This window comes from Nonomuraea sp. NPDC001699 (assembly GCF_053596455.1).
The window spans coordinates 946,800-959,043 of the sequence record NZ_JBSFGF010000001.1 but is presented as its reverse complement, the minus strand read 5'-3'; the positions used below and the strand labels follow the sequence as shown (position 1 = coordinate 959,043).

Genomic DNA, 12,244 nt, shown 5'->3' with positions numbered 1-12,244 from the left:
TCTCCGGGGGGTGTTCAGGCGAAACGGGAAGCAGAGGGTTCAGGCGGAACGGGAGAGCGTGGCCGGCTCGACGCCGTGCTCGAACGGCAGCCCGCGGGCGTGCCGGGCCAGCTCGTCGAGCGCGAGGTCGGCCATCCTGGCCAGCTCGCCGCCCAGCGAGCCGGCGATGTGCGGCGTGACGAGCACGTTCGGCAGGTCGTACAGGGGGGACCCGGCGGGCAGGAACTCCGGCTCGGTGTGGTCGAGCACCGCATACAGCCGGCCGGTCACCAGCTCGGCGACGAGCGCGTCCTGGTCGACCAGGGCGGCCCGCGCGGTGTTGATCAGCGTGGCGCCGTCGCGCATGGCGGCCAGCCGGCGCGCGTCGATCAGGTGGCGGGTCTCCGGCAGGTCGGGCGCGTGCAGGCTGACCGCGTCGGAGCGGGCGACCAGCTCGTCCAGCTCGACCCTGCGCGCCCCCAGGTCCTCCCCCAGGTACGGATCGCTGACCAGCACCTCGAAGTCGAACGGCCGCAGCAGCTCGATCACCCGCCGCCCGATCCTGGACGCCCCCACGACCCCGACGACCCGCCGGTAGTTGCCGAAGCCGGGGAAGCGGGCGTCCCAGTCGTCGTTGGCCCGCCGGGCGCGGTAGGCACGGGCGATGTCGACCACCCGCTTGTTCGCGAACAGGATCGACGCGAGCGTGAACTCGGCCACCGGCTCGGCGTTGGCCGCGGCGGCCGAGGAGACCGTGATGCCGCGCTCCCAGCAGGCGTCGGTGACGTGGTGCTTGACCGAGCCCGCCGCGTGCACGATCGCGCGCAGCCGGGGCGCGCGGGCCAGCACCTCGGCGGTCACCGGCGGGCAGCCCCACGAGGTGAACAGCACCTCGGTCCGCGACAGGTCGGCGTCGTCGAACGCGGCGACCTCGGCCCGGACGTCGGCCAGCCGGTCGAGGCGGGCCCGCACCTCGCCGGTGAGCATGCGCCCGGCGACCTCCGCGGCCATGGCGACGACGGTCACCGGCTTGTTCATGTTCTCCCCCGAGAGCTCGTTCACTTGACGCTGCCCGCCGTCATCCCGGCCTTCCAGAAGCGCTGCAGGGACACGAACACCAGCAGCAGGGGCACCACGGACAGCAGGGACCCGGTGATCACGAGGCTGTGGAACTCGGGGAAGGCGTGGCCCTGCTTCTCCCAGCCGTACAGGCCGAGGCTGAGCGGGTAGAGCCGCTGGTCGCTCAGCATGACCAGGGGCAGGAAGAAGTTGTTCCAGATGGCGGTGAACTGGAACAGGAAGATCGTCACGTACGCCGGCAGCAGCATGGGCAGCGCCACGGACGCGAACGTGCGCAGCTCGCCGGCCCCGTCGGACCTGGCCGCCTCCAGCACCTCGCCGGGCACGTACCCGGACGACAGCACCCGCGCCAGGTAGACCCCGAACGGATGGACCAGCACGGGCACGAACACCGACCAGAACGTGTTCACCACCCCGACCTTGGAGGCCAGCAGGTACAGCGGCACGGCGGTGGCGGTGGTCGGCACCAGCACGCCGAGCAGCACCAGCCCGAACATCTTCTCCTTGGCGAACCAGGAGTACTTGTCGAAGGCGTAGCCGCACATCACGGTGACGAACGAGCTGACCGCCGCGCCGAGACCGGCGTACAGGACGCTGTTGAGGTACCAGCGGAAGAAGACGCCGTCGCCCTCCCGCGCGACCGCCCTGATGTTCTCGAACAGGTTGAAGCCGGCGAAGGAGAAGCCGGGCGTCGAGTACAGGTCGGACAGCGACTTGGTGGAGGCGAACAGCAGCCACGTCAGCGGCAGCAGCGTGTAGAGGGCGGAGATGATCAGCAGCACGTTGACCGTGGCGCGGGACATCCACTTCACCGGCGGTTCCCCCACTTCGTGACGGCGTAGGACAGCACGGCGGCGAGCAGCGCGAGCAGGATGGAGGCCGCGCCGGCCTGGCCGTAGTCGTTGTTGCCGAACGCCTCGTTGTAGGCGTACATGTTGGGCGTCCAGGTGCTGACCACGCCGTCGCTGACGTTGTCGAGCACCATCGGCTCGGTGAACAGCTGCAGCGAGCCGATGATCGTGAACAGCACGGTGGTGACCACGGCGCCGCGGATCAGCGGCACCTTGACCTGGAGCGCGACGCGCAGCGGGCCCGCGCCGTCCATCCTGGCCGCCTCGACCACCTCGGCCGGGATGGCCTGGAGCGCCGCGAAGTAGATGATCATGTTGTAGCCCACCCACTCCCACAGCGCGATGTTGACCACCGAGCCGAGCACGTGGTCGCCGCCGAGGAAGTCGACGTCGCCGAGCAGGTCCACGATGGGGCTGATGCCGGGCAGGTACAGGTAGAGCCAGATCAGCCCGGCGATCACGCCGGGCACGATGTGCGGCATGAACAGCGCGAGCTGGAAGAACTTGCCCAGCCTGGCCAGCCCGGAGTCGAGCAGCAGCGCCAGCGCGAGCGCGCCGCCGATCATCAGCGGGATGTACAGCACGCAGTAGCCGAGGATGACCAGGAAGCCGTCGGTGAACGCGGAGTCCCTGAGCGTGTCCAGGTAGTTGCCGAGCCCGACGAACACGGTCTCCGCGCCGCCGAAGCCCAGCCCCGACGACTTCTCGCTGAACAGGCTGAGGTAGACCGCGTAGGCCAGCGGGGCCACGATGACGGCCGCGAACAGCGCGAAGAACGGCCCGACGAACAGCAGGATCGCCCCCCGCCGCCGCCACCCCTCGCCGCCGCGACCGCTTCCTGCTGGAGGAGTCACAAGCTGCCTTTCGGTGGGTCGCGGCGGAGCCTGCGCTCCGCCGCGCGCGTCGTGCTACTGCTGGGCGACGTTGAGGCCGCGGCTCTTGATCTCGCCGACGGTGGCGGTCTGCGCGGTGTCCAGCACGCCGGGGATGGTGGTCTCGCCGCTGCCGACCTTGCCGAGCGCGTCCTTGAAGGTGGTCAGCGTCTGCACCATGCTCGGGCCCCACGTCCAGCCGGGCTGGACCGTCTTGTACGACTGCGAGAACAGCGCGTAGATGTCCTGGCCGCCGTAGAAGGAGGCGTCGAAGCTCTTGGCCGCGACCGGCACGAGGTCGGCGATGGCCGGGAAGCCGCTGGAGGTGCCCGAGGACAGGCGGGCGGTCCACGCCTCCTCCGAGCCGGTCAGCCACTTGACGACCTCGACGGCCGCCTTGGCGTTCTTCGACCCCTTGCTGACGCCGAACGTGGTGCCGCCGAGCATGCCGCTGGCCGGGGTGCCCCAGTTCGGGATCGGCGCGATGGCCCACTTGCCGGACTGGCCGGCGTGGTTGCCCTTCATGACGCCCGCGCCCCAGTTGGCCCCGACGTAGCCCCAGAGGGTGTCGTCCTCGAAGGCGGCGTTCCACTCCTGGCTGAAGGACGGCTGGACCTTCAGCAGGTCGTCCTTGACCAGGCCCTGCCAGTAGTCGGCGACCTTCTTGCTGGGCTCGTCGTTGATCGTCACCTTCCAGGCGTCGCCCTCGGTGCCGAACCACTTGCCGCCCGCCTGCCACGACAGCGCGGCCAGCACGCTCGGGTCGTCGGGGAAGAAGGTCGCGATGCGCGACTTCTCGTCGGCCTTCTTGACCTTCTCGGCGGCGGCGCGGAAGTCGTCCCAGGTCTTCGGGACCTCGATCTTGTTCTTCTCGAACAGGTCCTTGCGGTAGAAGAACACCTGCGGGGCGGCGTCCATGGGCAGCGCCCACGCCTTGCCGCCCAGCTCGACCAGGCTGAAGACCTCGGCCGGGTACTTGGACTTGACGTCGGCCACGTCGGCCGAGATGTCCTGGAGGGCGCCCTGGTTCACGAAGTCGGGGAGCTGCGGGTACTCCACGGACATGACGTCGGGGGCGTTGCCGGCCTTGACGGCGTTGGAGAACTTGGCGTAGCCGCCCGCGTTGCCCGAGGGGATCTCCTCGTACGTGATCTGCACGTCCTGGTGCGACTTGTTGAAGGCGTCCACGACCTGCTGGGTGCCCTTCGCCCAGCCCCAGAACGTCACCTGGACGGGCTTGCCCGCCTCACCCGCGGGCTGCGCCGGCTCCGTGCTGCCGCACGCGGCGGCGAGCAGGCTCATACCGGCCAGCAGTCCGGCAATGCCGGCGCTCTTGCGTCCCATCGATGGCTCCTCATCGCTTTCGATCGATAAGGCATCATTCGCTCAGACTCGATCGGTTGTCTAGAGAGAGGCCACAAATCGATCAATAACGAAATGGATGCGTAACTTATGGGCGCGGCGCGACCGTGGACTCCCGGACCCTCAGCTCGGGCAGCAGCGCCACGTGCTGGGCAGGGCGCCGCGGGCCCTCCTGGATCCGGCTCACCAGCAGGTCGACGGCACAGCGGCCGACCGCGGCCTTGGGGGGCGCGACGGCCGTGAGCGGGGGGTCGCTGAGCGCCGCCACCTCGTCATCGTAGGCGACCAGCGACACCTCTTCGGGAATGCGCACCCCGGCCGCCCGCAGGTGCTGGACCAGCAGCAACGCGTCCTCGTCGTTGTGCACGAGCATCGCGGTGACCCCGCCCCTGATCGCCGCGACCACGTCGGCCACCTGCTCGCGCGAGGGTCCCTCCTGCGCGACGTCGAGATGGACGGGCTCGTCCAGCCCCAGGTCTCGGACGGCGGCGAGGAAGCCGTGCCGCACCCGCGGGGCCGTCGGGCTGTCGCGCGACACCATGGCCAGCCGCCGGTGCCCGAGCCCGGCCAGATGCCGCGCGCCGAGGAAGGCCCCATGGGCGTGATGGGAGGCCGCCGCGTCCAGCAGGGAGGCGGGTCCGCCCAGCTCGGCCCGCCGTTCGACGAGCACGGCCGGCACGCCGAGCTCGGCCAGCCAGTGCTCGTGCGAGGCGTCCGGCTGCCTGCTCGGGGTCAGCAGGAGGCCCTCGATGCCGCCGTCCACGAGCTGCCTGACCTGGGTGCGGTCCTCGTCGTCGTCATAGCGCGAGACGCCCAGGACGAGCCGGGCGCCCAGACGTTCGGCCTGCTCGCGGGCGCCCTTGATGACCGCCGGGTAGTAGTAGGTGGCCGAGGGCACCAGCATGCCGAGGGTCAGCGAGCGCTCCCGGGCCGGCGCGGGCACGGACTCGGGCCGGGTGATGCCGCCGTGCACGCGGTTGACCAGGCCCTGCCCGGCCAGGTGCTCGACGTCCCTGCGCAGGGTGACCATCGAGACGTTGAGCCGGTCGACCAGCTCGGCCAGGCGTACGGAACCGCGCTCGCGCACCTCGCGCAGGATCAGTTCATGACGTTGTTCGGCGAACACCGCGACTCCTTCTGACTCGACCCTACGATCCTACCGGGAAGTGCTTTCGTTTTTGAACGGATGCTTTCGTTCGATCAGGATGCTAAGGTCCCGCCGGAGACCGGACGTCCCTTTGGAGTGCCGCATGTTCCCGCTTCCGCCGGAGGATCGAACGCTCAGCCCGTACACCGGCTGGACCCGCGCCCACTGGGAGGCGGTGGCCGACGGGCTGCTGGCCGCGGTGGAACCGTACCGCTCCGCGGACGGCGCCGTGATCAACCTGCCGGGGCGCGAGAGCTGGTCACGCTGCGACGGCCTGGAGGGGTACGCGCGCACCTTCCTGCTCGCCGCCTTCCGCGTGGCCGGCGGCGGCCCCGAGGAATTGCTCGCCCCCTACGCGCGCGGCCTGGAGTCCGGCCCCGGCGTCTGGCAGCCGGTCGAGGACCGCACCCAGCCCATGGTCGAGGCCGCCTCGATCGCCCTGTCCCTCTGGCTGACCCGCGAGCGCCTGTGGGACCGGCTGCCCCCCGCCACCCGCGAACGCGTCGCCGCCTACCTCGCCGAGGCCCTGTGTCACGAGCCGGTGGACAACAACTGGTGGCTGTTCCCCGCCATGGTGGGCGGCTTCCTGTCGGCCGCCGGCCTGCACACGGAGGAGGCCGACGCGGCGGTCGAGCGCGGCCTGGCCCGCATCGAGCCCTGGTACGCCGGCGACGGCTGGTACGCCGACGGCGACAACCGCTCCTTCGACCACTACAACGGCTGGGCCATGCACCTCTACCCGGCCCTGCTGGCCCACCTGTCCGGCCACGGCTCCCCCGGCCCCCGCCTGCGCCGCTTCCTGGAGAGCTACGCGCTCACCTTCGACCAGGACGGCGGCATGCTCCACCAGGGACGCTCGCTCACCTACCGCTTCGCCTCGGCCACCTCGCTCTTCGCGGGGGCGCTGCTGGACGCCACGCCGCTGTCCCCCGGCCAGACCCGCCGAATCGCCTCGGGCGTCCTGCGCCGCTTCCTCGACGCGGGCGCGCTGTCCGCCGAGGGGCTGCTCACGCTCGGCTGGCACGGCCCTCACGAGCCCTCGTTGCAGTCCTACTCCGGTTCGGCGTCCCCGTACTGGGCCTCGAAGGCGTTCCTCGGGCTGCTGCTGCCGGCCGACCACCCGGTCTGGACGTCCCCCGAGGAGCCCGGCCCCACCGGCCTGGCCGCGCTGCCCGGCCCCGGCCTGGTCGTCCAGAACACCGGTGACGTCGCCCGCCTGCTCAACCACGGCAGCCAGCACCACCCCGGCGACCCCCTGTACGACCGCTACGCCTACTCCACCCGCACCGCCCCGACCGTCCGCGTCCCCGACAACCACTTCGGCCTGGTCCGCCCGGACGGCACGGTCACCGGGCGCGGCACGATCACGCCCCGGGGCGCGGGCTCGGCGGGCGACCTGGCGTGGGCCGCTTCGGCGGGCGACGGCGTGGAGAGCCTGAGCGTGATCAGGGGGGCGGTCGAGGTGCGCGTCCATCGGGTCGCCCCGGGCTCGCCGGTCCGGCAGACCGGCTGGGCGCTCGTCGCGGACCCGGCCGACGGGCCCGGCGCCCGCGTCCGGGACGGCGACGGGCTGGTCTCCGAGCTGGTCGCGGTCTGCGGCTACAGCCGGGCCTACGTCGCCGACGATCCCGAGGGCAGCGCCTTCGGGGCTCCGGCGGCCGTGCCCGTGCTGGAAGGGGTGGCGGAGGACGGCTGGGCGGTCAGCGCGGCCGTCCTGGGCGACGGCTCGGCCGGCGTCCCGTCGGCGTCGGTGACCGATGACGGCATCACGCTGACCTGGCCCGACGGGACGCACCACGCCTTCCCCGTCCGCGAACCGGGCGGCGACACCGCCTGACGGCCCCGGCCCACGCTCAGGACAGGAAGGCGCGCAGGAGTGCCGCCGTGCCCTCCAGGTGCTCGGCCATCGCCCGGCGGGCCGCGTCCGGGTCGCCGGCCAGGACGGCGTCCACGATGGCCCGGTGCTGGACGGCCGCGTGCTCGATGTTCACCTGGAGCATCGGGATCATGTTCAGCAGGTCGCTCACCCGGGAGCGGGCGTCGGCGCACGTGGTGGCGAGCAGCGTCGAGCCGGTCAGCTCGGCGATCGACAGGTGGAAGGCCGTGTCGAGGCGCCGGTAGTCCTCCAGCGGCGCCTCGTTCAGCTCGGTCAGCCGGCGCAGCAGCACCTCCCGCTTGCCGGGGGTGAGCTCGGAGGTGGCCAGCACCTGCGCCGCCCCGCACTCGACCGCCAGCCGGAAGGTGAGCGCGTCGGACAGCTCGGCCATGCCCATGTCGGCCACCGCCTGCCGCAGGTCGCCCGCGTCGGGCCGGGGCGGCACGTAGGTGACGAACGCGCCGCCGTACCGGCCGCGCCGCACGTCGAGGTAGCCCGCGTCCTGCAGGGCGCGGATGGCCTCGCGCAGGGTGACCCTGCTGATGCCCAGCCGCACGGCGAGCTCGCGCTCGGGCGGCAGCTTGTCGCCGTACGCCACCACGCCCAGTTTGATCGCCTGGAGCAGCCGTTCCACGGTCTCCTCGAAGGCGTTTCCCGCCCTCACCGGGCGGAGCACTGTCATCAAACGCGCCGAATCGTCCAAGGTGTCCTCAGGTCTTGACAAGCGATCCCGGCATGCACATCAATGGTCTGAGACTAGCCCAATCAACGGGAAAGCGCTTCAGACGAGATCGGAGCGACCTAGGGTGAGCGAACCAGCGGGCAACGGATTCCTGTCCGTCGAGGAACTGCGGGGCGAGGCCGCGATCGGGCGGATCGACACGGTGCTGCTCGCCATCGCCGACATGCAGGGCAGGTTGCAGGGCAAACGGCTCTCCGCCCGCTACTTCCTGGACGAGGTGCTGCACCACGGCTCCGAGGGATGCAACTACCTGCTCGCGGTCGACGTGGACATGAACACCGTCTCGGGCTACGACATGTCCTCCTGGGACCGGGGCTACGGCGACTTCGCGATGAAACCCGACCTGTCCACCCTGCGCCGGGTCCCCTGGCAGGACGGCACCGCCCTGGTCATGGCCGACCTGGCCTGGGAGGAGGGCGGCGAGGTCACCGCCTCACCGCGCCAGATCCTGCGCCGCCAGCTCGCCCGCCTGGCCGACCGGGGGCTGGCCGCGTACGTGGGCACCGAGCTGGAGTTCGTCGTCTACGACGACAGCTACGAGGAGGCCTGGCGGCGCGCCTACCGCGACCTGACCCCCGCCAACCTCTACAACGTCGACTACTCCCTCCTCGGCACCGCCCGCGTCGAGCCGCTGCTCCGGCGCATCAGGCGCGACATGGAGGGCGCCGGCATGTACGTCGAGTCGGCCAAGGGCGAGTGCAACCTGGGCCAGCACGAGATCGCCTTCCGCTTCGACGAGGCGCTGCGCACCTGCGACAACCACTCGATCTACAAGAACGGCGCCAAGGAGATCGCCGCCCAGGAGGGCCGTTCGATCACCTTCATGGCCAAGCCGAACCAGCGCGAGGGCAACTCCTGCCACATCCACATCTCGCTGCGCGGCCCCGACGGCGACCCCGCGATGGCGGGCGAGGGGCCGTACGGGCTCTCGCCGCTCGGCGCGCGGTTCATCGCCGGGCAGCTCGCCCACCTGCGCGAACTCACCCTGCTGTACGCGCCCAACGTCAACTCCTACAAGCGTTACGTGCCGGGCAGCTTCGCGCCGACCGCCGTCAAGTGGGGCGTCGACAACCGCACCTGCTCCCTGCGGCTGGTGGGCCACGGCCCGTCGCTGCGGGTGGAGAACCGGGTGCCGGGCGGGGACGTCAACCCGTACCTGGCGGTGGCGGCGCTGATCGCGGCCGGGCTGGACGGCATCGACCGGGAGCTCACGCTGGAGGACGCCTTCGAGGGCAACGCCTACGACTCCGGCGCCGAGACCGTGCCGCACACGCTGCGGGACGCGCTCGCGCTGTTCGAGGGGTCGAAGCTGGCCAGGGAGTCGTTCGGCGACGACGTGGTCGAGCACTACGCGAACAACGCGCGCGTGGAGCTGGCCGCCTTCGACGCGGCGGTGACGGACTGGGAGCTGTTCCGTGGTTTCGAGCGAATGTGACGGCAGGCATGAGGATCGTTAATCCGGCGACGGAAGAAGTCGTCGCCGAGGTCGAGATGGCCGACGCGGCCGAGGTCGACCGGGCGGTGGAGCGGGCCGCGAAGGCGTACCGGAGCTGGCGGGAGGTGGCGCCGGGCGACCGGGCGCGGTTGCTGCGCCGCTTCGCCGACCTGGTGGACGCCCACGGCGAGGAGCTGGCCCGGCTGGAGCTGGACAACGCCGGGCACCCGATCGGCAACGCGCGCTGGGCGGCCGGGGCCGTCCGCGACGTGCTGCACTTCTACGCCGCCGCCCCCGAGCGCAACCACGGCAAGCAGATCCCCGTGCCCGGCGGCGTGGACATCACCTTCCAGGAGCCGCTGGGCGTGGTGGGCGTGATCGTGCCGTGGAACTTCCCGATGCTGATCATGTCGTGGGGCGTCGCCCCGGCGCTGGCGGCGGGCAACACGGTGATCGTCAAGCCGGCGGAGTGGACCCCGCTCACGGCGCTGAGGCTGGCCGAGCTGGCCCTGGCGGCGGGCCTGCCCGAGGGGGTGCTCCAGGTGCTGCCCGGCGAGGGAGAGGTCGCCGGGGCGCGGCTGGTCGAGCATCCCGGCGTGGCCAAGATCGTGTTCACCGGGTCGACCGAGGTGGGCAAGGAGATCGCCGCGAAGGCGGCGGCGCAGGTCAAGCGGGTGACGCTGGAACTGGGCGGCAAGTCCGCAAATATCGTCTTTGCTGACTCGGATCTCGAAAAAGCGGCAAAAACTGCTCCTTATGCGGTCTTCGACAACTCCGGCCAGGACTGCTGCGCCCGCTCGCGCATCCTCGTCCAGGCCGAGGTGTACGACGAGTTCCTGGAACGCCTGTCGGCGGCGGTGCGCGGCGTCAAGGTCGGCGACCCGCTCGACGAGTCCACCGAGATGGGCCCGCTGATCAGCGCCGATCACCTGGAACGGGTCCGGGGCTTCGTCGAGGGCACGCCCTACCTCCAGGGCGACTGCCCGCGGGGCAAGGGCTACTGGTTCCCGCCGACCGTGCTGACCTCGAAGGTCACCGACCGCGCCTTCACCGAGGAGATCTTCGGCCCGGTCGTGTCGGTGGTGCCGTTCGCCGACGAGGCCGAGGCCGTGCGCATCGCCAACGACACCCCGTACGGGCTGAGCGGGTCCATCTGGACGCGCGACGTCGGGCGGGCGCTGCGGGTGGCCCGCGCGGTCGAGTCGGGTGCCCTGTCGGTGAACTCGCACTCCTCCGTGCGCTACTGGACCCCGTTCGGCGGCTTCAAGCAGTCCGGACTCGGCCGCGAGCTCGGCCCGGACGCCCTGACGGCCTTCACCGAGACCAAGAACGTCTTCATCTCATGGGAGTGAACCTGACGCAGTGAGCGGAGTGAAGGGCTGAGGAACGAAGCACTTCGCGAAGCGAATGAGGAAGGTGAACGACCAATCGGACAGGAAGTGAACACAGTGCAGCGATTGCAGGACCGGGTGGCCGTCATCACCGGGGCGGGCAGTGGCATCGGGCTGGCCACGGCGCGCAGGTTCGCGCAGGAGGGCGCGAAGGTCGTCTGCGTCGACATCGACGAGGACGCGGGCGCCAAGGCGGCCGGCGAGGTCGGCGGCCTCTTCGTCAAGGCCGACGTGACCAGCGAGGACGACGTCGTCCGGATGTTCGCCACGGCCCACGAGACCTACGGCAGCGTGGACATCGCCTTCAACAACGCCGGCATCTCGCCGCCCGACGACGACTCGATCCTGGAGACCGGCCTCGACGCCTGGCGCCGCGTCCAGGAGGTCAACCTGACCAGCGTCTACCTGTGCTGCAAGCACGCCATCCCGTACATGCGGCGGCAGGGCAAGGGCTCGATCATCAACACCGCGTCGTTCGTGGCGGTGATGGGGTCGGCCACGTCGCAGATCTCGTACACGGCCTCCAAGGGCGGCGTGCTGGCGATGTCGCGCGAGCTGGGCGTGCAGTTCGCCCGCGAGGGCATCCGGGTCAACGCGCTGTGCCCGGGGCCGGTGAACACGCCGCTGCTGCAGGAGCTGTTCGCCAAGGACCCCGAGCGGGCCCAGCGGCGGCTGGTGCACGTCCCCGTGGGCCGCTTCGCCGAGGCGTCGGAGATCGCCGCCGCCGTGGCGTTCCTGGCCAGCGACGACGCCTCCTTCATCACGGGGGCCGAGTTCCTGGTGGACGGCGGCATCTCCGGCGCGTACGTGACGCCGCTGTGACCCGTCCGGTCATCGGGATCACGACGTACGTGGAGCCCGCCCGGTTCACCGTGTGGGACCTGCCCGTCGCGCTCCTGCCGTACATGTACGTCGAGAAGGTCGTCCAGGCCGGCGGACAGCCCGTGCTGCTGCCGCCGGCCGGCGACCCCGCCCAGGTCGTGGGCCGGCTCGACGGTCTCGTCCTGGCCGGCGGCGGCGACGTGGACCCCGCCAGGTACGGCCGGGCCCCGCACGAGCGCACCGGCTACGTCCGGGAGTTCCGGGACGAGGCCGAGTTCGCCCTCCTGTCGGCGGCCCTGGAGGCGGGGCTGCCGTTCCTGGGCATCTGCCGGGGCCTCCAGGTGCTCAACGTGCTGCTCGGCGGCACCCTGCACCAGCACCTGCCCGACGTGACCGGGCACACCGGCCACGCCCCCACGCCCGGGGAATTCGGCCACCTGCCGGTCACGCCCGTCCCCGGCAGCCGCCTGGCCGAGGCGCTCGGCACGGACCCGGTGACGGTCCCGCACTACCACCACCAGGCCGTCGACGATCTCGCCCCCGGGCTCACGGTCACCGCCACGGCCGGCGACGGGACGATCGAGGCGGTGGAGCTCGGCTCCGAGGGGTTCGCGGTGGCGGTCCAGTGGCATCCGGAGGCGGGCGACGGCCTGGCGCTCTTCGAGGCGTTCACGGCGGCCTGCTGAG

The 12,244-nt window shown here is 71.3% G+C and carries 11 protein-coding genes; 5 read left to right on the top strand and 6 right to left on the bottom strand.

From position 1 onward, the window contains the following. Positions 1-39 precede the first annotated feature (39 nt). The 5 genes from ACWCSU_RS04615 to ACWCSU_RS04595 all read right to left on the bottom strand — a co-directional run bounded on the left by ACWCSU_RS04615 (position 40) and on the right by ACWCSU_RS04595 (position 5,270). Positions 40-1,041: a hydroxyacid dehydrogenase gene (locus ACWCSU_RS04615; protein ID WP_449933524.1), complete on the bottom strand. Its 1,002-nt coding sequence runs from the start codon at positions 1,039-1,041 to the stop codon at positions 40-42. Next, positions 1,038-1,862, bottom strand: coding sequence for a carbohydrate ABC transporter permease (locus ACWCSU_RS04610; protein WP_357695420.1), 825 nt, complete (start codon positions 1,860-1,862; stop codon positions 1,038-1,040). The genes ACWCSU_RS04615 and ACWCSU_RS04610 overlap by 4 nt, the downstream gene beginning before the upstream one ends. Positions 1,863-1,867: 5 nt before the next feature. Further along, on the bottom strand, positions 1,868-2,764 hold the full coding sequence (locus ACWCSU_RS04605; protein ID WP_357695275.1) for a carbohydrate ABC transporter permease: 897 nt from the start codon (positions 2,762-2,764) through the stop codon (positions 1,868-1,870). A gap of 54 nt (positions 2,765-2,818) precedes the next feature. Next, the gene (locus ACWCSU_RS04600; protein WP_449933522.1) at positions 2,819-4,126 is read right to left on the bottom strand and encodes an ABC transporter substrate-binding protein; all 1,308 of its coding nucleotides are present in this window, start codon (positions 4,124-4,126) and stop codon (positions 2,819-2,821) included. A 106-nt stretch (positions 4,127-4,232) separates the two neighbouring features. Beyond that, the gene (locus ACWCSU_RS04595) at positions 4,233-5,270 is read right to left on the bottom strand and encodes a substrate-binding domain-containing protein (RefSeq protein ID WP_357695271.1); all 1,038 of its coding nucleotides are present in this window, start codon (positions 5,268-5,270) and stop codon (positions 4,233-4,235) included. A 124-nt stretch (positions 5,271-5,394) separates the two neighbouring features. Between ACWCSU_RS04595 and ACWCSU_RS04590 the strand changes: the two genes are divergently transcribed. Further along, positions 5,395-7,128: a DUF2264 domain-containing protein gene (locus ACWCSU_RS04590; RefSeq protein WP_449933520.1), complete on the top strand. Its 1,734-nt coding sequence runs from the start codon at positions 5,395-5,397 to the stop codon at positions 7,126-7,128. Between the two features lie 16 nt (positions 7,129-7,144). Here ACWCSU_RS04590 and ACWCSU_RS04585 read toward each other — a convergent pair whose 3' ends face one another. Further along, positions 7,145-7,849 carry a FadR/GntR family transcriptional regulator gene (locus ACWCSU_RS04585; RefSeq protein ID WP_357695268.1) on the bottom strand — a complete coding sequence of 235 codons (705 nt, stop codon included), beginning with the start codon at positions 7,847-7,849 and terminating at the stop codon, positions 7,145-7,147. Positions 7,850-8,000: 151 nt separating this feature from the next. Between ACWCSU_RS04585 and ACWCSU_RS04580 the strand changes: the two genes are divergently transcribed. The 4 genes from ACWCSU_RS04580 to ACWCSU_RS04565 all read left to right on the top strand — a co-directional run bounded on the left by ACWCSU_RS04580 (position 8,001) and on the right by ACWCSU_RS04565 (position 12,243). Next, positions 8,001-9,344: a glutamine synthetase family protein gene (locus tag ACWCSU_RS04580; RefSeq protein ID WP_397040314.1), complete on the top strand. Its 1,344-nt coding sequence runs from the start codon at positions 8,001-8,003 to the stop codon at positions 9,342-9,344. 8 nt (positions 9,345-9,352) lie between these two features. Further along, on the top strand, positions 9,353-10,696 hold the full coding sequence (locus tag ACWCSU_RS04575; RefSeq protein ID WP_449933517.1) for an aldehyde dehydrogenase family protein: 1,344 nt from the start codon (positions 9,353-9,355) through the stop codon (positions 10,694-10,696). Positions 10,697-10,792: 96 nt separating this feature from the next. Continuing rightward, on the top strand, positions 10,793-11,557 hold the full coding sequence (locus ACWCSU_RS04570) for a 3-oxoacyl-ACP reductase (RefSeq protein ID WP_397040156.1): 765 nt from the start codon (positions 10,793-10,795) through the stop codon (positions 11,555-11,557). After that, a complete protein-coding gene (locus ACWCSU_RS04565; protein WP_357695261.1) occupies positions 11,554-12,243 on the top strand; it encodes a gamma-glutamyl-gamma-aminobutyrate hydrolase family protein in 690 nt (229 codons plus the stop codon). Before ACWCSU_RS04570 ends, ACWCSU_RS04565 begins: the two co-directional genes overlap by 4 nt. The last annotated feature ends 1 nt before the right edge of the window (position 12,244 follow it).

Coding starts and splice junctions, on each gene's coding strand:
- ACWCSU_RS04610 (WP_357695420.1), bottom strand. CDS start 1,862: ATGTCCCGCGCCACGGTCAACGTGCTGCTGATCATCTCCGCCCTCTAC.
- ACWCSU_RS04600 (WP_449933522.1), bottom strand. CDS start 4,126: ATGGGACGCAAGAGCGCCGGCATTGCCGGACTGCTGGCCGGTATGAGC.
- ACWCSU_RS04590 (WP_449933520.1), top strand. CDS start 5,395: ATGTTCCCGCTTCCGCCGGAGGATCGAACGCTCAGCCCGTACACCGGC.
- ACWCSU_RS04585 (WP_357695268.1), bottom strand. CDS start 7,849: ATGACAGTGCTCCGCCCGGTGAGGGCGGGAAACGCCTTCGAGGAGACC.
- ACWCSU_RS04575 (WP_449933517.1), top strand. CDS start 9,353: ATGAGGATCGTTAATCCGGCGACGGAAGAAGTCGTCGCCGAGGTCGAG.